The organism is Auritidibacter sp. NML130574 (assembly GCF_003185725.2).
GTDB classification, from domain to species: Bacteria; Actinomycetota; Actinomycetes; order Actinomycetales; family Micrococcaceae; genus Auritidibacter; species Auritidibacter ignavus.
In genome coordinates this window covers 226,834-252,791 of record NZ_CP031746.1, presented here as the reverse complement: position 1 = coordinate 252,791, position 25,958 = coordinate 226,834, and the positions used below count along the sequence as shown (strand labels likewise).

The window sequence follows — 25,958 nt, the reverse complement described above, 5'->3', positions numbered from 1 at the left end:
CGCTAAAAGCCAGCGAAGGTCAGCTCCCCGTTGACGGTCACCAGGTGAAAGAGTTCAGCGGCTCGCGACGGATTTGGGTGATTTGCCTCGAGTTGCTCGGCGACCCGCTGATGCATCCACTCCGGATCCGGATGCTGTGATGCGTGGCAGTCCAAGGCCGCCAATTTTTGCCCCACAAAATCGGTGACATCCATGCGCACGGTATGTCGTGTAGCGGGTGCACCGTAGAGCATGAGATAACGGATCTTGACCGCGTCCCACCCGTGCTGAGCCAAACGCGGAAATGCGAAGGGGTTTTCGACCGCCGGATAGATGGCACGAGTGACCGCTTCTCCGGTGGCCAGATGATCCGGATGAGACTTCTGCAGGGACGACCAGTCGCGCTCCGGGTGCGGGGCCAGCACCAGATCCGGTCTCATCTCACGCATCAGATGCACCAGATCTTCTTCCAGGTCCGGGCCCGGGACCACTGCCCCGTCCCGATACCCTAAATAGTCCACCGTGCTGACCCCGATCGTCTCGGCAGCCACTCGTTGTTCGTGTTGGCGTTGAGTTGCCAGGGCACTGCGTTCCTGGTCGTGGAAGCCCCCGGCGTCGCCGTCGGTGACAATCCCATAACGAACCTGGACCCCGCAGGCTACCAAACCCGCTAGGGTTCCGGCTGCCCCGAAATCCAGGTCGTCGGGATGAGCTCCAATGGCCAACACCGATCTAATCGTGTGCTGTTGCACGAACGTGGCGGGATCAAGTGTCAACAAATCTGCGCTCACAGTGGCCTGTCTTCTACTCGTGTGTTCCGGTGCGCCGTCTCAGCGCAGATCTCAGACTAGCTTAGTTGCCCAGCTGGGATTCATCACCGAGGGTCACCTGAACTTCTTGCTGTTCGCCGTCACGGGTAACACCCAAGGTAATTTCCGACCCGGCGGCGTGCTCACGAACCGTGGCAGTCAGCGCCTGAGAATCCGCGGTGGGTTTACCGTCGGCGGAGGTAATGACATCACCTTCTTGAATACCGGCTTCATCGGCCGGCGATCCGTCGGCGACATCCACCACGCGAGCGCCAGCGGCGAAGGCTCCCCCACCGCCAGATCCGGGGGCCAACGGACCGGCGGATTCTGACCCGTCGGTGCGTGCAGCCTCAGGGGTGACCGACACACCGAGGGCACCGTGAGTGGCTTCACCGTTTTCGATCAGTTCACCGGCCACACGCTGGGCGTAATCGACCGGAATAGCAAAGCCCAAACCGATATTGCCTTGTTCACCACCGGATGAGCCACCGGCCGAGGCGATGGCGACGTTAATACCGATCAACCGTCCTTGAGAATCCACCAGCGCGCCACCGGAGTTACCCGGGTTAATGGCAGCATCGGACTGAATCACGTTGATGTGGATGACGCCCGAGGACTGCGACTGTTCTTGCTGTCCAGGAAAATGGAACTCGAACAGCCCATCGTCGTCACCTCCGGATCCCGGCCCACTGTCTGGTTCCGGAGCCGCCGAAGACTGGACCGCGATGGTGCGATCCATTTGGGAGACGATACCGTCAGTGACGGTCCCCGAAAGACCCAGCGGAGCACCGATCGCGATGGTTTGATCTCCGACGTTGAGATCGGAGGAGGATCCCATCTCAATCGGCGTGAGTCCCTCAGCATCGATCTTGATGACAGCCAGGTCGCTGAGCGGGTCGGTGCCCACGACTTCTGCGGTGTAAACACGGGAGTCTGCGGTTTGCACACTGAGCTCGGCATCACCGGTGGCACCCCCGAGGGTGACCACGTGGGTATTGGTCAGAATATGGCCTTGATCATCCAATATCACCCCGGAGCCACTCCCCGCCCCGGAGGAAGACGCCGCCGAAATCGTCACCACCGAAGGCGATGCCGTCGCTGCCGCGTCGGTGACCAGAGTGGTGTTTTCCTCACGGTTGACCCCGCCGGTGTTCCCGGAGCGATCCCCGCTGCGGTCCTCAGCGCTAAACACGCCTGAGGAATCATCGTTGAGCGCAGAAAACCCGTACAGTGCGCCTGCGCCGATCCCGCCGCCGAGTAAGCCGGCCAGTAACGCAATGGTCAGCACTGCCGGTAAACCGAAACTTTTTTTGTGCTGTTGCTCGGGCGCGTCGTGACCGTGTTGAGCTGAGCCAGTCTGGTCGGATGGGCCAAGCGCCGAAGCCCCGTCGAGGGGTGCAGTCGCATACGGTGGCTGTCCCGGGGACTGAGCGTTCTGCTCAGCACCAGCCGGTGGAAAGACCGGGCCGGTGGATTCATCGGCCTCGGATGGCGTGGCCGGGGCACCCGCAGGTCGTTGCGACGGAAACGGTGGCATGTTGCCACCAGGCTGGGAGGAACTGTTTTCCGGGTTCTGAGAGTTATTCAGATTGCCAGACTCGCTCATGGGTTGTTGATGTCCTTCCATTTCAGGGCCTTGACTCAGGTGAGCTGGAGATCATTCTCCCCTACGTTTCTGGAGGTTCTGAGAGTAGCAACTGGACGTTAGCTGGATGCTGTCTCGATACTGTGGAGCGTGCACTTTAGCAGCGCTACCCCGTACACTCTAAAGGGTCACCAGTCCACCCTGATGTCACAGTAGGCCAGGTGACGTCAGGTAACCTGTCCGGTCCGAAGGAGTGAATAATGTGACTCCAGTAATGCCCCTGGCTTCCTTCACCGTGTCGATGTTTAGCCTGATCGTTGTGGCGGTATTTCTGATCGTCGTGGTGGGAGGCTTGGTGCGAATCCTTCGCCGCCCGAAATTGTGGTCGGATCAACGTTTCGGCCAGGGTAGATCCGGCCAGCGGTCGCGTGAGCGCACTCGCCCAGAGAGTAAAGCTCGGATCCCACTAGACGACCTTTTTCAGCAGGCCAATCTCGAGCTACTCGAGGCCGATCACAGTATCCATCGCGCTGAAGAAGAGGTCGGTTTCGCGATGGCTTCCTATGGTGAAGAGGCGGTCGAGGAATTCCATCTGAAGGTCCAACAGGCCAAAGAATCACTCTTGCAAGCGTTTCGGACCAGTCAACAGGTGGAACGTCAGCTCACGGAGATCCCAGAGCACCAAGCCCGTCAGCAACTCGAAGAAGTTCTGGCCACCGCCAACCGAGTTGATGAGGTCTTGGAACAGCAAGAGGCGTTCTTCGACAAGTTGCGGGGCCTAGAGGATTCTGCCGAAGAGGGGCTACGCAAGCTCCGCTACGAGGCCGACGATATTGACCTGAAGATTGAACCAGGGCGCCTGGTATTAGAGCGACTGACCGAGCAGTATCAGGGGCCGAGTTTAGAAGAGGTCTCCAATAATCATCGTCATCTCATCAGCGGGATCGCTGAACTGCGTGGCACGATCGATCAGGCCGCCGAATTGTTGAACGCCGGGGATCGGTCTCAAGCAACACTGGCTATTCGGCAGGGCTGGGACCGTGCCGTGAATCTCCGTTCGCTTGCCGAAGGGATCCTGCACAAAGAGGTCCAACTTTCCACAGCGGTGGAGAATCTCAACGCCGGACTCGTCGACTCAGAACAAGATATCTTGGCTGCTGAGGCGCTGATGGAGCAGGGCGACTACAGCAATTTGCGCCCCCCGACGACAGGCCTACGTCAGGCGATCGATGAAGTGAAAGCTGGGCTCCAGCAGGACAAGATCGATCCGGAGAAGCTCTTGGACCGGTTGTCCCAGGCTCACCAGCGGCTCGCTGAGCGACTCGAGCTTATCCAGAACTACCACGATAAACTGGCCCGCGCCCGGACCGCGCTGGGTAAAGAGTTGCAACAAGCTCGAGCCAAAGTGCGCGGTAGCTCTGACTACATTGGCAGGCGTGGTCGATATATCGGCTATAGCGCTCGTGCCAAATTCAATGAAGCCCAGTCCGCACTCCAAACCGCCGAGCAACGGGCCGAGACAGATCCCATCGATGCCTTGAACAACGCCCGCCGCGCTTCTCAATTAGCTGATCAGGCCGCCGAGATCGCTCACAACGAGCCCGATGATGGCTTCGGTCCTACGTACCCGATCGGGATGGGGCGCACGAGATGGGACCGAAGCTCCACCGGGTCTATCAGCAGTGGCATCCCCTTCCCCATGAAACATCGGGCGGGTTCACGGAGTCGTCGAGCGTCGCGACGTCGTCGCTAGGCTGAGGCCCTCAGCTAAACCACGAGATTGGTTCTGGTCCTTTGTCGTCTGGCTTCGTAGAGTTAAAGCAATCATCAATATCGTATCCCTGACCCCGATACCCTAGAGAGGTTTCCTGTGGCACAGCAATCAATTTTCGGTCGTATCGCGACCCTAGCGAAGGCTAACATCAATGCGTTACTCGACCGAGCAGAGGACCCGCAAAAGATGTTGGACCAGATGGTGCGTGACTACACCGCCTCCATTAAAGAAGCTGAAGCCGCCGTGGCCCAGACCATCGGCAACCTGCGGATGCTGGAAGATGACCACCGGGAAGAGATTGACCAGGCAAAATCCTGGGGACAGAAGGCACTGGCTGCCTCGCAACGAGCTGATCAGTTCCGTCAAGACAGCGATGGCTCCTCAGCGGATAAATTCGATGACCTCGCCAAGATCGCTCTGGAACGTCAGATGCACGCTGAGAAAGCGGCCAAACGCTCGGAGCCGGCTATTGAGTCTCAGCGTGAAGTCGTTGATCGGCTCAAGTCCGGTTTGCAGCAGATGAATAAGAAGCTCAGCGAGATCACCTCCAAGCGTGATGAGCTGGTGGCTCGTGCGAAGTCGGCGCAGGCCCAGTCCAAGGTCCAGGAAGCCATTGGTTCGCTGAGCTCCTATGATGCCACCAGTGAGGTGGATCGCTTCGAAGAGAAGATCCGGCGCGAAGAAGCCCGCGTACGAGGCATGGAGGAACTGAATTCCTCCAGTCTGGACGCCCAGTTTGAAGCCTTGGAGGATTTAGGTGAGAAGAGCGAGGTGGAAGCCCGGCTGGCAGCGTTGAAGGCCGGTCAGTCCTCCAATGGTTCTCAGGCGTTGCAGGGTGGGGAATCCGAAGAGGAACTCTTCGCTCAGTTGGAATACACCCCGGACTCAGAGACGAAGAACGCCTAAGGTTCTCTTATCTGATCTCATCCTTTTCTCACGCTTCGGCCCCGAGAACAGCGCTGGTACTGTTCTCGGGGCCGTGGCGTGGCGAGCTCAGGAACTGAGCCCGACTCCGAAGCACGCCTGGGTCGTGCTCTTAAACCGTGGCAGCAGTGCTGGATTCGACACTGCGTGCTGTGGGCTTACGAGAGGCCAGCAATCGGCCCAGTAGTCCATGGTGTGGAGCCACGAGCCACAGCAAGAGGAAGACGGCGGTGGCCACCAAGACGATCGTTCCCCCGGTAGGCAAATCGGCGGCCCAGGACAGATAGAGTCCCAGAAAGGCACAGACTGCCCCGATCACCGGGGAAAGCACCATCATCACCACGAGACGGTCGGTCACCAGTCGTGAGCTGGCGGCCGGGATCACGAGCAGAGCGACCACGAGAATATTGCCGATCACCTGGACTGAGACCACCACAGCAACCGAGACCAGCACATAGAGAATCACGTCGAGTACCAGCACAGGCAAGCCTGCTGCCGCAGCCATTTCCCGGTCTAGGGATACCGCGACCAATTCTTTATGCAAGAGGAATAGGGTACCCAGAATCAGCACGGCGGCTCCGGCGACCACGTAGATATCAGAAGTCGGGATGCCGGTAATCGAGCCAAAGAGGAATGATTCCAGGGAGCCCGAGTACGCCGGTGAGAACGAGATGATCACAATCCCCAGGGCGAAAGCGGCCACGAAAAAAATACCGATCACCGAATCTTCTTTCAACCGCCGGTTCTGTGAGAACACGGCCACCAGGATCGCGGTGATCACCGCAGCGATCATGCCTCCCAAGACCAGTGATCCCTGCAGGATAAAGGCGATGGCCAGTCCGGGGAACACCGAGTGAGCCACGGCGTGCCCGATAAAGACCATGCCACGTAACACCACGTAGTTCCCGACAATCCCACAGACCAGCGCGGAGAGAACCGCGACGAGTAGGGCTTTGGGAAGAAATGACAACAAGGGGTTGGTGAGGTCCTGTAGAAACTCCGGAAAGCTGAGAAAGTCCATATGATGAAGGGTCCTTCAAGACGGTGTGCTACACGGCAGAACGGGCAGAGGCCTCGGAGTTGAGGCCGAGGGCTTGCAGCAATTGCGAATTCTCGCTGAACCCGAACGTGCAGCGCCAAATGTTCTCATCCCTGAGCTGTGCCGGAGTACCCGAGGCGGTCACCGTGCGGTTAATCAGGTAGAGACGATCAAACGTATGCAATGCGCTCGCGAGGTCGTGGGTGGTCATCAACAACGCTCTGCCTTCTTGGGCGAGCTCGCTAAACAAGTCCAGGAGGAGTTCCTGAGTGGGGATGTCCAGGCCGGTGAAGGGCTCATCCAATAACAACAGCTCGGGTTCCAGCGCGAGAGCTCTGGCCACTAGCACGCGCTGTCGTTGACCGCCCGAGAGCGCTCCGACGGGGCGGTGGGCCAGATCGCTAAGATCAACCCGGGCGATAGCCCGGTTGACCGCCCGAAAATCGTTGACTGTGGGGCGTTTGAACCACCCGATGGTCCCGACTCGTCCGGACAGCACCACGTCCTGAATGCTCAGCGGGAAGTCCCAGGAAAATTCATGACGTTGTGGCACATACCCCACCCGGTTGCGCAGTGTCGTGTTGCCGTGTGAGTCGGTGTAGTTCACCTGCCCTTGGCGTGTGGGAACCAGGCCGAGGATCGAGCGCATCAGGGTGGTCTTACCGGCCCCGTTGGGGCCAATGAGACCGACCTGCTCCCCGCCCTCGACACGCATCGAGATGTTGTTCAACACCGAACGTGAACCGAGATCCACCCAAAGATTCTCGACGGTGAGTCGCGTTGCGTCAGCCTTCTGTTTTGCCTCGGTCATGCCTCAGCGTCCTGTCGCTCAGCCTGGCGCCGTGCCCGGGAGGTGCGAACGACGGTGAGGATGATGGTTACGATCAGCACCAACACCACCACGCCAACCACGATGGCAATAAGTGTGGTCTGATCACCCTTACCCTCCTCGGAGGCATGAGCGCCGGCGGCAGTCTCCCCATCGGCTTCGGACTGTTCTGCTGCCTGCTGACCCTCACCGTCAGATGTGGTCGCTGGCTGGGCATCAAAGGCCTCTTGGGGATTGGTCTGACTGCCGACAGCGAAGCGCAACGTTCCTGCGGTGGTCACGGTCTCTCCGTCGGTTAAGGGGACGTCAATCTCAGCGTGCAACAGGTAGACGCCGGGCTCAGTGAAGACCCAGTTGGCATGCACGTGGGTATTGGTATCGGCCCAGATCTCTTGTTCTTCCTCGCCAATCGTGGTGGAGTCCCATAGCTTCTGCGGTGGATCGAAATTACCGTTCTGCAGGAACAAGACGAAATCCCCGGGACCCTCCACACCGGTCAGTCGCAAGGTCATGCCACGGGCCATCTGTGCCACGGCCGCCGGATCTTGGGTGTTCCAGCCCAGCCAGGGCACCTGGTGGTTCTCGGTTTGAGGAATCAGGTATACATCTTGGCCGGGCTCTGCGGGGACGAAGCTATAGTTCTCGTCCTCGGGCGCCGGTTGCCTTGCGTCGTCTGGGAGGTGATAGACGATATCGTCGAAGTACCGCCAGGTGGCCGGTTGGGCGGTATCGTCACGGGCCATCAACTGCCACTGCCCATCAATCACCCGGGGGCCGACGTCCACGTGGCCGGAGGTGATGACGGTTTGGTCCTCGCCAATATTTTCATCGGCGTCCACATGCTGTTCCAACGCCGCATCTTCGGTGGCCCCATGCGCCGGGACAGCCGGTACTGCACCGAAAGACACCAGGGTGCACAATCCCAGCACCACTGTCGCCAGGGATCGGCTGATGCCACGGACCGCGTGGAGGGCATGAGAAAAAGTGAGGTTCCCGTCGTGCGGGCTAGCAGGGGTCGGAAGGGTTATCACTGGTCGTGTTCTTTCGTCTCGTGCGGTGGAGCCCGGTTTAGCCCAGGCAGTCTTTCAGTGAGTCGGCGTTGAAGCGCATCATGTCCACGTAGGTGTTCACTTCCTCGTCGAAGGCGTCACCGTAGATCGTGCAGATCTCCACATCCAAGTCATGCGCTGTTTGGACCAGCACGTTGGACCGTGAAATGAGGCCGGGCTCGAGGAATACCGCCGGAATTTGAAGGTTCTGGATGGTTTCCACCAGCCGGCGACGTTGCTGAATAGAAGGCTCGGTCGAGGGCTGAGGGGTGACAAATCCCGCGATGTCTACGTCATAGGCATGTCCGAGGTATCCGAACGCGTCGTGTGTGGTCACCAGATGACGTTGAGCTTCCGGGATCTCCTCGATCGTGGTTGCTACCTGTTCGTCAAGCTCTTCGAGCTCGGCAATGTACTCTGCGGCGTGAGCGCGATAGTACTCAGCGTTGTCCGGATCGATCTCGACCACGGTATCGCGAATGACCTTGACGTAGGCGATGGCGTTGGACACGTCATGCCACAGGTGCGGATCAATCTCACCGTGGACGTGAGCACCCAGGACGGCTTGGGGCAACTGGTAGATCTGTTCTCCGGTCCGCCCCAGGAATCGGAAGGAGGGGTCCGGTGGAATTTCTTCCAGCGCTTGAGTGGGAACACTGATGACCACGTCTTCGGGGTCATAGGCTTGTTGTACGTGCTCGCCTCCCCCACTGGGGTCGTAGAGCACCTCAATCTCGCCGGTGTCGACATTGGCGGATATATCAGCGTGTCCCTCGTCCAACACCTGCGCGCTGTCATCGACCTCGTGCGGATTGACGCCGACAGCAAAAGTGACGGTCTTGTCCTCCGCCAGGGGCTGTGCCTCAGATGAGTCGTCGATGTTCACCGTAGCGTTGACGGTGAGCTGGTACACGCCAGGCTCGTTGAACGCCCACGACATATGCGTGTGGGCATCGAGAGGAAGCTGGGCGTGATCCTGGTGGTCAATTCCATCGGAGGTGTCGATGTAAAACCGCGGGTTGCCGAAAGACTCTGTCAGATAGGCAACGAGATCTCCTGGTCCTGAGAAATCGGTGGCCGTTAGTTCGACAGTGGAACTGCGCGTCACCCCGGACAGCTCGGGGTTCTGTAAGCCGTCGCCTTGAGCGCGCATGCCCAGCCAGATGGTGTCCAAGGAGACATTTTCCACCAGCGGAATAACCTCTGCGGAATATTTGATCGCCGATTCTGCCAGGGCCACGTTCGGGACATCCTCTCGGATCGTGGCGTCCAAGGTGCGGATCACCGATTGGTCCTCAAGCAACATGTAGTTCGAAAACGCCGCATCAGCGTAGGCAATCTGACGCACGTCTCGTAGCGTGGGCTCGTAGCTATGCGGGTCGGCGCCTTCAGGCACGATTTGTTCCACATCCATCCGGTCACCGACCACATTGCGGGTCAGATCAGCCAGGATACCGGTCGTGGTCACAACCGAAGGCTTTTCGGGCGTGGACAAACTGCCGGTCGATACACCGCCGCACCCGGTCAGTGCGAGTGCGGCGGTGATCGCCGTGGCAACCCAGGCTTTAGCTCTGGGCATGCTCGTCCACGGTACCGACAGCGTTCAGTGTTGCGCGTCGACGCGCGTAGAGCAACGCGGCGGTTCCGAGTGCCACAACACCCGCACCGATCCCGACCATGCTCAATACCTGTTCGTCAGCACCAGTCTTCGCCAAGGTGCACGGAGTTCCCTCCGGAGTCAGCCCCTGACCGGCGGTCAATTCCTGACCGTTAGGAGCCACAGAGGTAGCCGGCGCGGAGCTCTCGTCGCTCTTCTGCTCGGCGTCCTGTTGGTCACCCTGGGCGAGATCCTGGTCGGTATTCTCGTCCTTCGGGGTAGCTACCGACGCACTGCGAGCGGTCTCAGCTCCCACCTGGAAGGTGTAGGTGCCGGTAGCAGACTGGCCATTGGCCTCGAATTTCAGCGAGACCTTATAGGTACCCGGTTCGGTGAACACCCAGTTGCCATGTTGGTGGGTGTTGGCCGGAATCTGGTAGCTCTTGGGGCCACCAACAGTGTCGAACACCTTCTCACCAACCAGCTGCCCGAAGTTCCCGTTAAGGAACACCGCCAGCTCACCAGGGCCCTCCACATTCTCCAAACTCATGGTCACACCCTGAGAGCCAGGACCATTGACCACAGATTCGTGCTGAGTATTCCATCCCACCCACGGCACGCCGGGTTCTTGAACCTGCTGAATCATGTAGACGTCCTTGCCAGACTCTGCCACATATTCCAGATCGCCCGGAAGACTATCAGCTGAACGCAACGCAGCATCACCGAGAACAAACGTGAGGTCCTCAGCATTGCGCCATACCGGCGGAGCCGTCCGATCGTCCTTCATCTTGGCAACAAACTTGCCATCTTCGACAACCGGGCCCAGATCGAAGTGTCCTTCGCCGGCGCTCAGACCAGTAGCCTGCTCACCCTGTTCGGCCCTGGTAGCACCGTCCTTCGCAGTGCCATCCTGACTGCCACTGGCATCGCCCGGAGGCACGACCTCGCGGCCCTGACCGTATTGGCGGTTCCATTCTTCAACCGGCAAGCACTGAGGAGCCTGTTGCTGGGCCGAACCTGCCCCAGCACCGCCCGATCCTCCACCGTTACCGGCACTAGCTTCACCGCCAGTACCGGTTCCAGCGCCGTCAGCACCGGTTCCGGAAGAGTCCTGGTCGCCGGCATCGTCAGAGCCAGCCCCGTTGGAGCCACCATGGTCACCGTCGCTACCTCCGGCTGGGCCGGAATCCTCTCCGGAGCCGCCGCCGGAACCGTTTCCGGGCTTCTTCGAGCTGTCGTTGCCCTGGTCTGCCGGCTTGTTGTCAGGAGTGGTGCCCACCTTGTCGTCACGGTGCTTCGGGCACTTGTTATAACCCTCCGGAAGGTCCGCGCCAACGGTCACCAGATAGGTAGCGGCATTGGTCTTTTCGGACTGACCAGTTTTTTCGTTGTGGGCCTCAGCTGAGACGCGGAGGAAGTAGGCCCCGGGCTTGGTAAAGAACCAATTGGCGTGAACGTGCGCAAGGTAATCCTGGTGGATCGTACCCGGCAGCTTGTAGGAATCCCCGGTCAGAAGCGACTGGACTCCTCCCAGGCCCCCCGAGCTCCACAAGTAAACCTCGCCAGGACCGGTGACCTGTTCAATCTTGAAGTCCACTGAGCTGTAGTCGGTACCATTGAGTCCTTGGCTATCCCAGCCAGGCCAGATCAACGAATCGTCCTGAAGAAGAGGCAGATAGTATCCGGATTTGCCGGCAAGTTCAGCGGGGATGCCATCAGACTTGGGCAAGGTGGTCTGAGCCTTGTCCTTGACGTTGAGTTCGACATCTGCTGGGTCATGGATCACACCCGACCCAGTGACATCTTCTTTCAGCGTCAAGGTCGGCTTCTTGTCGATCATTTCCAAATTGAACATATCGACGTGGCCGTGGTCCAGTTTGAGTCCATCCCAGCAGATCTCGTCGTCAGCGGGCTTACCCTGACTCGGTGAGGGCTTGGGTTTGTCCGATGCAGACGGTGAGGGCTGCTGTGACTCGCTCGGCTGTTGCGATGGAGAGGTGTCCTGGCCGGGGGTACCGTCATCACCCGGAGTCTGCGAGTCTGTAGGTTGCGACGGTGTTTCCGGCTGAGTAGGCGCCTGGGTCGTCGGTTCCACCGTGGGAGTGTTTTCCGGGTCAGGGATTGGTTCAGGGGTAGACTCCTGGAAGTCCCCGACGCGGAAACGGTAGGTTTTTTCCTCGGTGGGGGCCCGCTCTCCAGTCTCGGAGTTGATCGCCACACCGCGGACCGTCAAGTCATAGTAGCCAGCCTTGGTGAACGCCCAGTTCGCATGCACGTGGGCGTGATAGTCCTGGTGAATGGTACCGGGAAGTTTATACCCATCGTCGGTCAGTAACGAATCCAGTTCGCCCAGGCCTTTTTGGGTCCACAGGTAAACCTCGCCCGGTCCCGACACGTCGAGAATTTCGATATCAGACTGGTCGTAGCCCGTTCCGCGCAGCCCTTGGTTGTCCCAGCCCGGCCATACAATCTGGGGGTTCTGGTTCAACGGCAGGTAGTACACCTCGGCTTCATGGAGGGCCTCCGGCACAGCTGGAACGGCGGGGAGAGTCATCTTCGCCTGTTCCACAACGTCCAACTGGACTGTCTCCGGGTCATGCATCACGCCATGACCGGTCACGTCTTCTTTCAACGAGAGTGTGGGTTTGCCATCTTTGGCGTGGAGGTAGAACGCGTCCACGTGCCCTTTATCGAGCACGACTGGACGAGATGTTTCCTCAGGCTGTGAGGGGGTAGCGGTCGCTGCCGAAACCGGGAGACTGGTGAGTCCCAGCAGCGCCATCAACAGACCTAGCACGCTCACAACGGCGGTTGTCGTGAGTGCTCGGTGCGAGCGCCCGGCCTGAGGCCGAGCCTGTAATGAGTGATTTTGCATAGTCTCATTCTTTTCTAGCGTTAAACGCCTCGGTGATCATGAGTACTCCGTCAGTATAGCTAATACGAATCATTACCATTAATTATGACTGATACATGACATCCTGACACCCCAAGGCGTGGTCCCCAGCCGCACAAATCACGTCACTTGGAGCACGAGCTGAATACAGTGGAAGGGCTCACAGGGCGCCACATGCAGGTACGTTGTGCGCAGGTATGTCGTGGATTTCATCCCCGTTTGAATCGGACCGTACTACCTGTCCTGAGGATTGGGCTCCCTGTAGCCAAGAAACTGCCTGGTAGAGATCAGTTGACCAGCGTCACCCCATTCTGACCAATACCACCAGACCAACAGACACAGGCGGTGTTCGCCTTTTACCGAAAAAACAACACGAAGAGTATCGCCCATTGCGACGGGAGGCTCGCAAGAGCTCACCGTACCGGCCGGCCACTCACCGCATGGCCGTCTTTGCGTGGATACACAAACGGCACCTGCCTAGGATCGTGCCTAGTCAGGTGCCGTTTTCTCGTTGCGGGGACAGGATTTGAACCTGTGACCTCCGGGTTATGAGCCCGGCGAGCTACCGAACTGCTCCACCCCGCGGCGACAGGTATCTACTATACGCCGGAGGGTGGAGCAGTTCAAATTAGCGTGGTGTACCGTTCACCACACGGTGGTGTGATGCTTACTCTGCCTCGGAGTTGTCCTCCTCTGCGGTGTTCTCATCCGAGTCCTCAGCATCGTCGGCGTTGGAATCCGAATCCACGCCTTCAGCCTCTAGAGCCCGGCTCAATGCGTCGTTGAGCTGGTCCTGTGCTTCGCCGTAGGCAGCCCAGTCACCATCCGCCATAGCCTCTTCTGAAGCCTGCATCGCATCCCGTGCGTCTTGCAGGGCCTTTTCTAACTGCTGTTGCGGGCTGGTTGCTTCAGGTGGCTGTGGCTGGTCGGAAGGTTCGGTTCCTTCTTCATCACCGGCTTCAGGTGGCGGAGTATCTCCGGCACCGGCCTGACCTTCCGCAGAGGTTTCAGCGCCGGAATCTCCACCGAAGATCTGGTCGAGCGCTTCAGCCAAGGTATCGGCGAAGCCAACCTCGTCACCGAAGGCCACCAGGACCTTCCGCAAGACCGGGTAGGAGGTTTCACCGGTGGACTGCACATAGACCGGCTGGACGTAGAGGATACCGTCCGCAGCAGGCAGGGTGATCATATTGCCGTTGATCACATCCGAAGCACCCTGACGGAGCAGGTTCAGCTCCTGCGACACGGTGTCATTGGAGTCGAAGTTAGCCTGGGCTTGACCGGGACCCGGTGTCGTGGTTTGACGCGGCAACTCCAGCAACTGGAGGTGACCGTAGTCCTCGGCCTTCTGGCCATCCTCGCCAGTACCGGCATCACCGTTGGCTGCCAAGAAGCCATACAGCACGTTGCGCTGTGCGGCACCTTCGGTGACCTGCGGGATGAACGGTGTGGTCAGTTGGAAGGCGGGTTCTTCCTTGCCCGGCAGCTGCATCGACATGTAATACGGCGGGATGGAAACATCCTGAGCACCCGTCTGCTGATCGTTATTCTCAGCGTTAGTCGAGATCGTGGGGTCGACCGGCACCGACCAGGCGTCGTTGTTTTCGTAGAAGTCATCCGGGTCGGTCACATGGTAGCGACCCAACAGCTCACGCTGAACCTTGAACATATCCGAGGGGTAACGCACGTGATCCATCAATTCCGCACTCATGTCAGAGTATGGCTTGATGTGACCGCCGTAGACCTTCTGCCAGGCCTGAAGCAACGGGTCCTCGGGCTCCCATGCATAGAGGTCGACCGAACCGTCATAGGCGTCCACGGTGGCCTTGACTGAGTTGCGAATGTAGTTCACCTGTCCCGATGGGTTGGTATTCGGGTTGGTGTTCAGCGAGTCGACGGTCACCGAGTCGAAGTCCTGAGAATCTGAGTACGGGAAGGCATCCGAGGTGGTGTAGGCATCGACAATCCACTTGACCCTCCCGTTCACAATGGCCGGGAACGCGTTGGAGTCAACCTCCAGGTACGGGGCAACCTTCTCCACACGATCGACTGGGTGGCGGTCGTAGAGGATCTGGGAATTCGAGGTCACGTTCTGCGAGAACATGATTTCGGTGGAACCGAAGCGGATCGCATACGATAACCGATTGAAGATATTACCCACCGAGGGGCCACCATCACCGGAGAAGGTGTAGGTAGTGTCTTCTTCCGATTCGGCATCCTGGGGACGGTCCAGTTCCTGGTCCGGATCGCCATCTTCCTTACCCACGATGGAGTACTGCGGTGAGTTCATCCCGAAGTAAATGCGTGGCTCGTAATCCTGGTCAGATGCCAGCTCACCGTCGGTGGGAATACCCGAGAGCAAGAAAGCCGGGCGTCCACCGCCTCCTACCTCCGAACTGTCCGCGGCGGTGAGGCCATACCCGTGGGTATAGGTAATGTGCTGGTTCACCCAGGAGGAGTCCGGGTTCACGTTGACCTCACGGGGTGCAATGATGGTGTCGCGCACTTCGCCGTCAACCTCATAACGGTCCACGTGCAACGTATTGGGGAACGAATAGTACGGACGGAACTGTTGCAACTGTCCGAAGGTCCGGGACAGCAGGTTTGGGTCCATCAAACGAATATTGGCCGTGGTGGCCGATTCGCCAGCCAGCGCTCCCGCGCTCGCTTCGGTCTCACCGGCATAGTTGGTGTATTCCATATCGGAGAGCCCATAGGCCTCACGGGTGTAGTTGATGTTGCGCTCAATGAACTCGCTTTCCAAGGCCCGCTCGGTCGGTTGCACCCGATACTGCTGGATCAGGTAGGGGTAGGCCACCCCGGCCACCAGAGCCGCCACAATGAACGCGGCTGCACCAATGATGCCGAACCGCCACCGACCGCGTAGCCCGGTAAGAATGAACAGCGCGATCACCAAAACGGCAGCCACAGCCAAAATGGTAGAGGTCGGAATCACCGCGTTGACATCGGTGTACATCGCACCGGCCCAGTTGCCTTCTTGGTTCTGCAAAGTGCGGTACCGATCCAGCCAGTAGTTGACACCCTGCAAGAGCATAAACAGCGACGCGAAGATCACGATGTGCCAGCGTGCGGTGCGCGAGATCTGAATACCACCGCGTTCTTGGATGGTGATCGCACCGAAGAGGTAGTGCACCACCAGTCCGACAATGCCAGCCACCAAGACCACCGACGTCGCAAAGCTGACAATCGTGCCGAGCATCGGCAGAGTGGCCATATAGAAGGTCAGATCCAGGCCGAACTCTGGATCAGTTTCACCATACGGCTCTTGGTTGAGGAACAATAGGACTTGTTGCCAGGAGTTCATCGCCGCCGCTCCGGCGAAGAAACCAATCAAGAGCGGAACACCGATGAGCACGAGCCGGCGGACCGATTCAATCTGCTTTCGAAACTGGTAGACGCCATCGCGCATCGAGGTTGCGTCCGCATCGGGGCGCTTCCGCCAGGCAAGCCACATTGCCAGCCAGGTGACGAATGCCATCACACCCCCGGCGATGACAAATAGTACACCGCGCGTCAGGTGTTCGATCCAAAACACCGAGGTGAAATCGAGCTGGCTGAACCACAGCACTTCGGTGTAGATCATCGCAAACAGTACGAACAGCGCCACCAGGGCAGCGAGAATAATGATCGTAATGATCAGCGCACCGGGACGACGTGAATTGTTCTGTTGCTGTCGGTTCGACGAGCCACCCGGTCCACCCGAAGAACCCGAGGAGGAATTGTTATTCCCCGACGAGCCACCGGATGAACCCGAGCCCGAGGAACGGCCTGAGAACAGGTCGCCAAAACTTTGCCCGAAACTCACGTTTGTTCCTTATCTGCAGGCGTTGGACGCCCGACTTGTGTCGAATGTTGGGTGATGTGTTGAGTAGTCCTGCTATCCGCAGGTGGTGACGTTTTCTGCCTCTGGTGTGTCGTGAGATTTCACGATCTCCACAGCCTGTTCCAGGCTCGACACCGAATACACGGTGATCCCGTCGGGGACCTTATCGTCAAGTTCTGGACAGTTAGCCTCTGGGGCCAGAAACACGGTGGCTCCAGAGCGTTGAGCACCATAGACTTTTTGGAGAATTCCGCCAATGGGGCCGACAGTACCATCGGGGTCGATGGTACCGGTGCCGGCAATATGGTCACCGTCGACCAGGTTCTCCTCGGTGAGTTTTTCAATAATGCCCAGCGCAAACATCATCCCCGCGCTGGCACCGCCAACATCACCGAGGGACACTTCAAAGTCGTAGGGGAAGTCGAACTCGGAATCTAAGTAGATCCCGATCTGGTAGCTACCGTCCTCAGCCTCAGTGACGGGTACGTCGATCTTGTGTTGCTCGCCGTCCCGCTCAATGGTGAGCGTCACCGGCTCCGGCGCGGAGTCGTCAACAGCATCCTTGAGTCCTTGCAGACCGGTAATGGGGTGACCGTTGGCAGCAATCACCTGATCTCCTCGACGCAACAGGTCAGTGGCCTCAGCGCCTTCTGCAAAGTCGTGGACGAACAGATGCTGGGTGTAATCGATCTCCAGATACTCCAACGCCGCAGCCATCGCCCACGACTGAGAAGTATTCATCGCCACCGTGTTGGTCTCTTGAACCTCAGAGGATGACACGTTCGAGGGATAAACTGTGGCCGAAGGAGTCAGAGAAACGTGGGGGAACATCCAGCCAAACAACACGTCGATAGCAAAAGTCGCTCCGGTGGGCGGACCTTGAACCGACACGGTTGTCATATCCAGCGCACCGTCGACGGGATAAGTCTCGGTACCCTCAATCGACAAAACCGGTTCCTCCCCCTCACCAAGATCAACGTCCCCGATGGTGTTGACGGTCAGGCCGGGGTGTTCGGCAATGTAGGACACCGGAAATACAACCCCAGCCAACAGTGCTACAGCCAGCAGAAGACCTGAAATCCACACCATGCGGCGTCGCTTCACCTCGCGTGGCGATTCAGGGCGCACGTCGGCTGAGTCATTCACCCGCAAGGGGGTGAGATCATCCGGTGATAAAGACATGCCGTCCGAGCCTTCCTGACAGTGCGCGCTGGCGGAGAAGAGAGGTCTCCCAATCCCTTCTATTCTAGAAGAAGAAATAACATCTGTACGACAGCGTTGAGCCTCGTGACATCGGCACGAGGTACCGGTGTGCCTTCAGCGAACCTCAACGGCAACTACCGCGCGAAGCTGTCATGGTGCGACCGGAATCGGTAGTCTATGACTCATGACTACTCCCCCGGATGGACCACGGAATGACCACGGCGACGACGGTTCGGACAATAACGATCCGTTTTCCGAGATGTTGCGTCGCATGTTTGGCGAGCAGGCTCCTAACCCCGAAGAAATTCGTCGAGCCATGCAACAGATGTCCGGCCAGTCCGCGATGCCGTTGGATCCGGCCATGTTTAACCCCGCCATGATGCAACAGATGATGTCACAATTCCAGGCCATGATGTCCTCGGGTAATTCTGATGAACCGGTGAACTGGGCACTGGTACGCCAAACCGCCCGGCAGGCTGCCGCCGGCGACGACCCATCGGTGGGCACCTTCGCACGACGGGAAATCGAAGATGCCTTGCGCCTGGCGGAGCTATGGTTGGATCAGGCCACCACTATGGAATCCACCGGATATTCCGGCGTGGCGTGGTCCCGAGCCGAATGGGTCGAGAAGACTCTTGACCAGTGGAAAGAGATGACTGAGCCGGTTGCCACCTCGGTCTCACAGGCCCTGTCTCGGGCTTTGTCCGAACAGCTTCCCGGCCAGCTTCCCGAAGAGATGCGAGCTGCCATGGGCGACATCGGTCCGATGATGAAGAACATGGGTGGCACCATCTTCGGTCTGCAACTCGGCCAAGCCTTGGGCGAGCTCTCCCGCGAAGTTCTTTCGGGAACCGATTCCGGTTTCCCGGTGGCCGGCCACCGGCTGGTCATGCTTCCGGTCAACGTCGAAGAATTCGGTGATGGCCTGCAGGTTCCAGAAGATCAAATCCGAATTTATCTCGCCTTGCGGGAAGCGGCCCGAATGCGTCTGTTTGTCCATTCACCGTGGCTGGAGCGTGATTTGATGGCCGCCGTGCAACAGTACGCGGCCGGTTTAACCATTGATTTGAGCTCCATTGAAGATGCTGCCCAGTCGGTTGACCCCATGAACCCCGAGTCTATGCAAGAGGTCTTCTCCGGCCGAATGTTGGTCCCTGAACCCACCGGGACCCAGAAGGCTGCCCTGGAACAGCTGGAAACCACCTTGGCCGTCATCGAGGGTTGGGTCGATGTCGTCACCACTCAGGCAGCTCAGGCACTGGAATCAGAAGCTGCACTGCGCGAGATGATTAATCGTCGCCGTGCCACCGGTGGGCCAGCAGAACATGCTTTTGGCTCGTTGGTCGGCCTGGACCTTCGTCCTCGTCGATTGCGGGAGGCTGCTGCATTCTGGCAGAAGATTACCGACGAGAAGGGCACGGAATACCGCGATTCGATCTGGGAAGAACAGCTGTGGATTCCGACCGCTGAAGATCTTGACGATCCCGACGGATACGAAGCACGTCGCCAGGCTCAGGCCGAGCAGACCGAACAGATGGATGAGGAGCTCCGCAAGCTACTCGATGGTGGCTTCAACGACGACGGCCAAACACCGGGAAAGGATCGTTAATCCTCGTCACCGTCGTCCCCAGTCGTCCAACCCAGTTGCGGTGAGCACGCACTTGCGAAACGTCGTGCATGGCTGAAACCCTCCAGATAGGCCATCGCTTCATCCATCCGAGAATAGCGAGCAGCCATCCGGTGAAAATCTGCGTCATGCCCGCCGTGGGCTAAATGAACCAATTCGTGGACCAGCACACCGTCAATGACCCACTGAGGCATACCTTTCAGCTGGGTGGACAACCGAATCTCTCCGGTAGCCGAGGTGCACGACCCCCAGACTTTGGTCTGCCGGCTCGACCACCTGACACTCGCCGGCACAACCTCGGAATTCAACCATGTTTTGGCTAAAAACACCGCCCGGTCGTAGAGGTCCTGGTCGCTGGTTTTCATGCGGTTGTCGCGTTTTTTCTCCAGACGCTGGATCAGGTCAGCGCTGGCATGAAAGATTGCTTCCTGACTCAGCCGGCCCGGTGCAGCGATGTGCAACATTCCGTCTTCGTAAGAGGCTTGGAAGCTTCTCGTGCGCCGGAGCGAACGAATAATTCGTACGGTTCGACCGTGATACTCATAGACTTCGGCGACGCGGCCACGACCCAACCGGAAGGGACCGTCTAGGTGCCGAAAGCCGTGTAATGTTGAGGGCGAATGCTGGGTGCTGTGCTGTGGTAGTGATGTCATGGTGTCCATTCTTCGGTCACGGCAACCCTACCCCAACAAGGCGTGTTGGACTGTGGACAACAACACCTGAGCAAACCAGTTGTGGACAACCGTCTGCACGAGCTCACGGTCTTTGCGATGATGGCAGTCCGGACCCTTCCGGTCAGCCGGTACTGGCCCGAATCATCGTCGTCCCAGGAGCTACTTCATGCAAATCAACCCCGGCCTGTCTTTCGTGAAAATTTCAGCTGGCCTGGTCCAAATCGGTTCAGGTGAACGATCTCTGCAGATCTCTGGCGCCACACCGCAAATCACCGCGCTACTGGAGAAACTGCGTCGCGGAATTCCGGATGGTAGCGAACCACGTCACGGCAAACAGGCCGGGCTCAGCACTCAGGAAACCTGGCGACTGATCTCAACCCTCGACCCAGTCTTGTTGAACTCCCCGGCCGAGCCGTCCCCAGAACCAAGCACCGACTGTGACGTTGCCACGGCCACGGCCACCCTGCAGGCGGTAACCGTGGAGCCCAGCTCGCAGCATGACGCTGACGAGAAGACTTCGGTGCAGGTTTGTCCAGTTGATGCACCCACTTTGCACACTCGACGCGCTCAGTCCTCCGTGCAGATACTGGGGACTGGTCGCAGTGGGCGCGCCTTGGCACTCCTGCTTGCCAACGCCGGCGTCGCAAGGATGTGGGTGTGGGATCCCCAACCTGTCACAGTCAGTGATCTCGGCACCGGGTTCCTGCCCGAAGATCTTTCACGGTGCCGGGGTGTCGCCACCGCCGAACAGTTACGTCACCAGTTTCCTGACATCGAGATTTTGCCCCAGTCACACCCCGTCGCGCCCCAACCGTGCGGTGACCTGTCTGTCTGCATCACACGAGGCGGACTGGCCACGGAGTTTCTCGCCCAGGCCCAACGTCGAGCTCAACCAGTGCTACCAGTCACCCTTCACGACGATCGCGTCGTCATCGGCCCCTGGCTTTTGCCCCAAACCTCGCCGTGCCCTCACTGCTGGATGGCACGCGAAGCGGAGCTCGATCCCTCTTACGCGGATCGACAGCATGCGTTGCGAGCGCAAGCAGCAGGTCGTGAACCTCTAGGTTTGGCCTACGCTGTCGCTGGATTAGTGGGCATTCAAGTGCTGAATTGGATCGATGCCACACCGCTTCGAGATGTCCTGACGCTGACCGATGCCGGCGAAGTCCCCGGCGCTGTACCCGGTCAAGTACTCAGCGTCTCGGCCCGAACCGGTGCCGTATCAAGCTTCACGATCAGTGAGCATCCCCGCTGTTGTGGCGCGGTCGCCTACTCCTGACACGCAGCTAGCCATTCTGGTCTTCCTCCCTGGGGGCGGAACTGACGAGGTGGAGCACCGCATCCCCGTATTTCGACAATTTGGCATCCCCGATTCCGGGGACCTGGCGCAATGCGCTCGCTGTCTGTGGCACCTTTTCAGCGATGGCCACCAAGGTCGCGTCTGTAAACACCATCATCGCCGGCAACTTTTCTGACTTGGCGGTGGTGGAGCGCCACTCTTTGAGTGTGTCCAGAAGGTGCTGGTCATAGGTGGCTGGACAGTTTTGACAGCGGCCCAGTTTCCGGGCCACCGGTGTTTCCAGTGGCTGGCCACAGACCCGACACTGTGCCACCTGTGAGCGCCCGCGACGCTTACCGTGGAAGTCACCCGGAGAGGACCGCTGGGCCTGGTTCGATGCCGACACACCCGTGTGCGGTGAAGGAATCGTCTGCGTCGATGACGCTTGCGGGATCAGGGCCGAGAGGAACCGTGAGGGCTTGGACTTGTTGCCAGTTCTTCCGTTGCGGTGACGCGGCCAGCTGAAAAAAATTTCATTCCGTGCACGCGTAATACCCACATAGAACAGTCGTCGTTCTTCATCAATCTCGCTCTGGGTTTGAGCAAAACCAATCGGGACCATTCCCTCGGTGAGTCCGGCCAAGTAAACCGCGTCCCATTCCAATCCTTTAGCTGAGTGCAACGACGCCAAGGTCACCCCCGAAACGGTGGGCGGATGCTCATCGGTGTCTCGGTGCTGTAGTTCCTGGACCACCTGGTCGAGACTGAGCTGTGCACCGTGATCATCCAGCATTCGGCGACCCAAGGTAATTAGTGCGTCAAGGGACTCCCACTTCTGTCGCACTGCACCGGTGGCTTGGGGCGGATCAGTGCTGTATCCCAATGAGGTCAGGATCGCTTCCATCAGCTCCACCACCTGTTCGCCCCGCACCGCAGGTGAGGCCTGAGCGGCGGAGCGTAGTTGCAAGACAGCTTCCCGAACTTCAGTGCGTTGGAAGAACCCTTCGGCGCCTCGGAGCTGGTAGGGAACGCTGTGTCGGGTCAGAGCCTGTTCGAAATGCACCGATTGGGCGTTGGTACGGAACAGTACCGCAATATTTTCCGGGAGTTTTCCGTCGGTGATTTGCTGATGGATATGGCTGGCGATCTGGTCTGCTTCGGTCTGTTCATCCTCACATTCCCAAAACACCGGCGCCGGACCATTATCTCGCTGAGAGACCAACTCGAGCGGACGAGGCCAGGGAGGCATTCTTCCTCCGGCTTGTTGGCCCTGTTGGGTCCGTTGTTCCAAGAGTCGATTGGCCAAGGCCACAATGTGCGGGGTGGACCGATAATCCCGGATCAGCTCGATACGTTGAGCCTGCGGATAGGTCGTTGTGAACTCCAACAAGAACCGTGACGTGGCCCCGGTAAAAGAGTAGATGGTCTGCGAGGCATCACCCACCACGCATAATTCATGGCTGTCGCCCAGCCAGGCCTCTAGCAACCGCTGTTGGAGCGGGGAGACGTCCTGATACTCATCGACGATAAAGACCCGGTACTGACGACGTACTTCGGCTGCAATAGCTGGCTCAGATTCGAGGATCCCAACCATCAACAGCAACACATCGTGGAAGTCCATCAATCGCTGGTCGGCTTTGAGATCTTCATAGGCTTGAAAGAGCCGAGAGAACAACAACGGGTCCCACCCGCTAGGCAACGGGCGGTGACCTGCCTGATGTTGGTAAGTCTCCGGGGTGAGCATCGAGATCTTGGCCCATTCGATTTCTCCGGCAAGATCTCGGACCGTGGCTCGATCGGTACTCATCCGCAGCCGGTTAGCCGCATCAATAATCAGTCGGATCTTATGCTCTAATAGCCCAAACATTGGTCCACCAATTGCTTGGGGCCAGAAATAACTCAGCTGCTTCAACGCCGCGGCGTGAAATGTGCGTGCTTGTACTCCCCCAGCGCCTAGCACCCGGAGACGAGCTCGCATTTCCGCAGCGGCTTTGCTGGTGAAGGTCAGCGCCAACGTGTGAAACGGACTATAGGCTCCGGTGGCCACTCCGTAAGCAATCCGGTGGGTAATGGCTCGAGTTTTCCCGGTCCCGGCCCCGGCCAGAATGCACACGGGTCCGTGCAAGGCGGTGGCTGCCCGGCGTTGCTCCACGTCGAGGCCTTCAAGCATCTCCTCGGGTGAACTCACCGTGGCACCTCCTTGACTCGATAGATTGTGCAACGTCCGGCCCAACGTCGCTACGTGGCTTCAGCGGTCACCTCAGAAACGTAGCACGCTAAGGCGCTCAGTTTTGCAGTACGTGTGGGTCCGGAAGAGGCCCGCCATACCAGTGCTCGATCAGCATTCGTGCGATCGATGCGGACCCGGGTAGGTAGATCTCGCCACGCTCAGCCTGAGACCACATCTCGGCTTTGGTAAACCACGTCACCGACCGCATCTCCTTGTTATCCGCTCGAATTGTCTCCACGTTGGTGGCACGCGCCCGAAAACCTAGCATTAACGATTGCGGGAACGGCCACGGTTGCGAACCGAGATACTGTGGGTCAGCCACGTGCGCCCCGGCTTCTTCGTAGACTTCTCGGATCACCGCTGCCTCGAGGGATTCTCCGGGCTCAACGAACCCCGCCAGTGTGGAGTACCGGTTCGGGGCCCATGCCGTATTATTTCCCAGCAGTATTCTGTCATCGTCATCGGTGATGGCCACGATGATGGCCGGATCGGTGCGGGGGAAGTGCTCAATTCCTTCAGCGGGGCAGGTTTTAACCCAGCCGGATTGCTCAGTGACCAGCCGGTGTCCACAATGCGAGCAGAACCGGGTCCGGGAGTGCCAGTTGGCAATCGCCACCGCCTCCACGAAAAGGCCGGCTTCTTTGCCAGAAAGCCCCGCTGCGACTTCTCGAACCGAGAGCCATTGCACTCGCGCCGGATTAACCTCCGCCCCATCCCAGCGGTGCGGGTTGAGTAACTGTGGTGCAGTATCTTTTGACCCGGAAGGCACCAGGACAATGTCGTTGGGGCTGATCCCGTCTAGGTCCTCGGGGGACAGGTCTACTACTCGTTCACCGCGTCCCAGATAGACCGCTTCTTCTGGAAGCGGGCCTTGGGGGTGGTCGAACACGAGTGCGCCCCGATAGACCGGAACCTGACGGGCGTGAAGTCTGAGGACTTTGGTTTCAGGAGCTGACCAGAGGGTTGGCAACCAGGCAGGGTCCTCCCGTTGCAGGCACCCTCGGTCCAGGTCTTCACGAGCTAGTGGCAAAGCACCAAGAGGAGGGAAAGTCTGCTGATTGCTCATGGTTTCTACGGTACTGGAAACGCGCTCGCTTCTGGGGAGTCATTCCTCAGGGCATAACGGTGCGTCGCTGAACGCTGGCTGAGTATTCCAGCCAAATTGTGGACTCGCCAAATCACAAGCGGGCCGGTAAAGGTGGATATTCAGTAGGCTGGATGCTGTGAAACGCACACCCATGGAACTCGCCGCCCTCGCCTCCGCAGCTATGCCGGGACTAGATATTGTGGGTGTAGCTTCCACCGGCGAACAATCCCCAGAGTTCGACAATGCCCTGGTGACCGACCGAGATAACACCATCTGGCGGGTCCGCTCGCCGCGCACTGACCAAGCCGGCATGAGGTTGGAAACCGAATTGGAGGTGCTGTCTGGTTTTACTCCCACGATTCGGGCGAAGTTACCTTTCCGCGTGCCTTCTGTTGCCGGAGCTGTGCAACTGGATCGTCGTCGAACTTTTGTCTATCACCAGATCCCCGGCGAGGAACTGGACCTCGACACCATTGTCTGCCTGCCCGATATCGTTCGGGATGACCTCGGACGGATCACCGCAGCAATCCACGAATTACCACGTTCGGTTGTGGAAATTGCCGATCTGCCGGTGTATACCGCTGAGGAACATAGAACCCGTCGTCTCAACGAATTGGACCAAGTCGCGCTGACCGGAAAAATCCCCTCGATACTCTTGCGACGGTGGGAAAATGCTCTGGAAGAAACCCAAATGTGGGGGTTCACTCCCACGGTTGTTCACGGAGATCTGCACGAAGAACACTTGTTGTTCGACCGTGGTCGAGCAGTGGGTTTGATCGGCTGGACTGACCTTCATATTGGGGATCCTGCGGTCGATTTTTCCTGGTTAGCTTCAGTCGAGGATCCAGTCTTCGGTGAACAGATCATCGATGCCTATTACCGATATCTGGGCGCTGCCGCCGATGAGCGGGATTTCCACCTGATGCGACGGGCATCATTGAGCGCTGAATTTGCTCTGGCCCAATGGCTGATGCGTGGCATCAACAGTCATGATCAGCGTATGATCGATGATGCGGTGTCGATGCTGGACGATTTGGCCGCCGACGTTGCAGAAACCGGTGGCCAGGACGTGGGCTCGGAGCTGTCAAAGCCTCATCACTCCTCGGTCGCGGCGCCCGATGAAACTAATCCGGCACATTCCATGGCCAAAGCGGACGACGGCACCTCTGCTGAACAGGTCCAGCAGGTCAACGAGCCAGAAGAGGTCACTGCCCCTATCAGCACCATCAACGCTAACCTCAACGCTGAGGATGGTGCCGTGGTGACCGACGCCGATGTCGATGCTGACGACGATGACGCGACCGAAGACGAGAATCCAGTCCGAGATGATCCCAAAGCATCTGAGGCCTCGCCACCGGAAGCAGACAACGCAGACGACGGTGATCAGGTCGATGACGATGCCGGCGTTGTCACCGAACCGGTGTCGTTAGACGCCATTCGTCAGATGACAGAGGACCGCGAGTCAGACTCCGCGTCGCAGGCCGAGGATTCATCATCTCGCAACTAGTCCTCCTCCGTCGCATTGGCAGTGTTCCC

General features: G+C 58.8%; 17 protein-coding genes and 1 tRNA gene. 5 read left to right on the top strand and 13 right to left on the bottom strand.

What is annotated here, in order from left to right:
* Positions 1-2: 2 nt before the first annotated feature.
* Together DCC27_RS01235 and DCC27_RS01230 are read right to left on the bottom strand one after the other, a co-directional pair.
* Positions 3-770 carry a PIG-L deacetylase family protein gene (locus tag DCC27_RS01235; RefSeq protein ID WP_233242796.1) on the bottom strand — a complete coding sequence of 256 codons (768 nt, stop codon included), beginning with the start codon at positions 768-770 and terminating at the stop codon, positions 3-5.
* A gap of 61 nt (positions 771-831) precedes the next feature.
* Positions 832-2,394: a S1C family serine protease gene (locus tag DCC27_RS01230; protein WP_110100399.1), complete on the bottom strand. Its 1,563-nt coding sequence runs from the start codon at positions 2,392-2,394 to the stop codon at positions 832-834.
* A 241-nt stretch (positions 2,395-2,635) separates the two neighbouring features.
* On the opposite strand from DCC27_RS01230, the gene DCC27_RS01225 reads away from it, so the two are divergent.
* On the top strand, positions 2,636-4,126 hold the full coding sequence (locus DCC27_RS01225; RefSeq protein WP_146206725.1) for a hypothetical protein: 1,491 nt from the start codon (positions 2,636-2,638) through the stop codon (positions 4,124-4,126).
* A 117-nt stretch (positions 4,127-4,243) separates the two neighbouring features.
* Positions 4,244-5,053, top strand: a complete 810-nt coding sequence (locus DCC27_RS01220; RefSeq protein WP_110100240.1) for a PspA/IM30 family protein — start codon at positions 4,244-4,246, stop codon at positions 5,051-5,053.
* A gap of 130 nt (positions 5,054-5,183) precedes the next feature.
* Here the strand turns inward: DCC27_RS01220 and DCC27_RS01215 are convergent, their stop codons facing one another.
* From DCC27_RS01215 to DCC27_RS01180, 8 genes are all read right to left on the bottom strand, one after another.
* Positions 5,184-6,092 carry an anchored repeat-type ABC transporter permease subunit gene (locus DCC27_RS01215; RefSeq protein WP_110098585.1) on the bottom strand — a complete coding sequence of 303 codons (909 nt, stop codon included), beginning with the start codon at positions 6,090-6,092 and terminating at the stop codon, positions 5,184-5,186.
* A gap of 28 nt (positions 6,093-6,120) precedes the next feature.
* Positions 6,121-6,921, bottom strand: a complete 801-nt coding sequence (locus tag DCC27_RS01210) for an anchored repeat-type ABC transporter ATP-binding subunit (protein ID WP_110100239.1) — start codon at positions 6,919-6,921, stop codon at positions 6,121-6,123.
* Positions 6,918-7,970 (bottom strand): choice-of-anchor M domain-containing protein, encoded by a 1,053-nt coding sequence (locus tag DCC27_RS01205; RefSeq protein ID WP_110098583.1) that lies wholly within the window; start codon positions 7,968-7,970, stop codon positions 6,918-6,920. The genes DCC27_RS01210 and DCC27_RS01205 overlap by 4 nt, the downstream gene beginning before the upstream one ends.
* 37 nt (positions 7,971-8,007) lie before the next feature.
* Entirely contained in the window at positions 8,008-9,567 is a 1,560-nt protein-coding gene (locus tag DCC27_RS01200) for an anchored repeat ABC transporter, substrate-binding protein (RefSeq protein WP_110109976.1), read from the bottom strand.
* Positions 9,554-12,460 carry a TIGR03773 family transporter-associated surface protein gene (locus tag DCC27_RS01195; protein ID WP_110100237.1) on the bottom strand — a complete coding sequence of 969 codons (2,907 nt, stop codon included), beginning with the start codon at positions 12,458-12,460 and terminating at the stop codon, positions 9,554-9,556. The genes DCC27_RS01200 and DCC27_RS01195 overlap by 14 nt, the downstream gene beginning before the upstream one ends.
* Before the next feature lie 529 nt (positions 12,461-12,989).
* Positions 12,990-13,063, bottom strand: a tRNA-Met gene (locus tag DCC27_RS01190).
* A gap of 82 nt (positions 13,064-13,145) precedes the next feature.
* Positions 13,146-16,304 carry a UPF0182 family protein gene (locus DCC27_RS01185; protein WP_334228145.1) on the bottom strand — a complete coding sequence of 1,053 codons (3,159 nt, stop codon included), beginning with the start codon at positions 16,302-16,304 and terminating at the stop codon, positions 13,146-13,148.
* Between the two features lie 72 nt (positions 16,305-16,376).
* Complete coding sequence (locus tag DCC27_RS01180) at positions 16,377-17,504, bottom strand: PDZ domain-containing protein (protein WP_110109975.1); 1,128 nt, start codon at positions 17,502-17,504, stop codon at positions 16,377-16,379.
* A 205-nt stretch (positions 17,505-17,709) separates the two neighbouring features.
* Between DCC27_RS01180 and DCC27_RS01175 the strand changes: the two genes are divergently transcribed.
* Positions 17,710-19,134, top strand: a complete 1,425-nt coding sequence (locus DCC27_RS01175) for a zinc-dependent metalloprotease (protein WP_110100236.1) — start codon at positions 17,710-17,712, stop codon at positions 19,132-19,134.
* On the opposite strand, the gene DCC27_RS01170 is transcribed toward DCC27_RS01175, so the two are convergent.
* Positions 19,131-19,805 (bottom strand): SprT-like domain-containing protein, encoded by a 675-nt coding sequence (locus tag DCC27_RS01170; protein WP_158278510.1) that lies wholly within the window; start codon positions 19,803-19,805, stop codon positions 19,131-19,133. The two genes, DCC27_RS01175 and DCC27_RS01170, sit on opposite strands and share 4 nt — an antisense overlap.
* A gap of 187 nt (positions 19,806-19,992) precedes the next feature.
* Between DCC27_RS01170 and DCC27_RS01165 the strand changes: the two genes are divergently transcribed.
* On the top strand, positions 19,993-21,105 hold the full coding sequence (locus tag DCC27_RS01165; RefSeq protein ID WP_110098577.1) for a ThiF family adenylyltransferase: 1,113 nt from the start codon (positions 19,993-19,995) through the stop codon (positions 21,103-21,105).
* A gap of 7 nt (positions 21,106-21,112) precedes the next feature.
* Here the strand turns inward: DCC27_RS01165 and DCC27_RS01160 are convergent, their stop codons facing one another.
* Both DCC27_RS01160 and nudC read right to left on the bottom strand, forming a co-directional pair.
* Positions 21,113-23,293 carry an ATP-dependent DNA helicase UvrD2 gene (locus tag DCC27_RS01160; protein ID WP_110100234.1) on the bottom strand — a complete coding sequence of 727 codons (2,181 nt, stop codon included), beginning with the start codon at positions 23,291-23,293 and terminating at the stop codon, positions 21,113-21,115.
* 97 nt (positions 23,294-23,390) lie between these two features.
* Complete coding sequence (nudC, locus tag DCC27_RS01155; protein ID WP_110098575.1) at positions 23,391-24,401, bottom strand: NAD(+) diphosphatase; 1,011 nt, start codon at positions 24,399-24,401, stop codon at positions 23,391-23,393.
* A 157-nt stretch (positions 24,402-24,558) separates the two neighbouring features.
* Between nudC and DCC27_RS01150 the strand changes: the two genes are divergently transcribed.
* Entirely contained in the window at positions 24,559-25,929 is a 1,371-nt protein-coding gene (locus DCC27_RS01150; RefSeq protein WP_146206391.1) for a phosphotransferase, read from the top strand.
* Positions 25,930-25,958: the final 29 nt, after the last annotated feature.

Coding starts and splice junctions, on each gene's coding strand:
- DCC27_RS01230 (WP_110100399.1), bottom strand. CDS start 2,394: ATGAGCGAGTCTGGCAATCTGAATAACTCTCAGAACCCGGAAAACAGT.
- DCC27_RS01215 (WP_110098585.1), bottom strand. CDS start 6,092: ATGGACTTTCTCAGCTTTCCGGAGTTTCTACAGGACCTCACCAACCCC.
- DCC27_RS01210 (WP_110100239.1), bottom strand. CDS start 6,921: ATGACCGAGGCAAAACAGAAGGCTGACGCAACGCGACTCACCGTCGAG.
- DCC27_RS01200 (WP_110109976.1), bottom strand. CDS start 9,567: ATGCCCAGAGCTAAAGCCTGGGTTGCCACGGCGATCACCGCCGCACTC.
- DCC27_RS01195 (WP_110100237.1), bottom strand. CDS start 12,460: ATGCAAAATCACTCATTACAGGCTCGGCCTCAGGCCGGGCGCTCGCAC.
- DCC27_RS01180 (WP_110109975.1), bottom strand. CDS start 17,504: ATGTCTTTATCACCGGATGATCTCACCCCCTTGCGGGTGAATGACTCA.
- DCC27_RS01175 (WP_110100236.1), top strand. CDS start 17,710: ATGACTACTCCCCCGGATGGACCACGGAATGACCACGGCGACGACGGT.
- DCC27_RS01170 (WP_158278510.1), bottom strand. CDS start 19,805: ATGACATCACTACCACAGCACAGCACCCAGCATTCGCCCTCAACATTA.
- DCC27_RS01165 (WP_110098577.1), top strand. CDS start 19,993: ATGCAAATCAACCCCGGCCTGTCTTTCGTGAAAATTTCAGCTGGCCTG.
- nudC (WP_110098575.1), bottom strand. CDS start 24,401: ATGAGCAATCAGCAGACTTTCCCTCCTCTTGGTGCTTTGCCACTAGCT.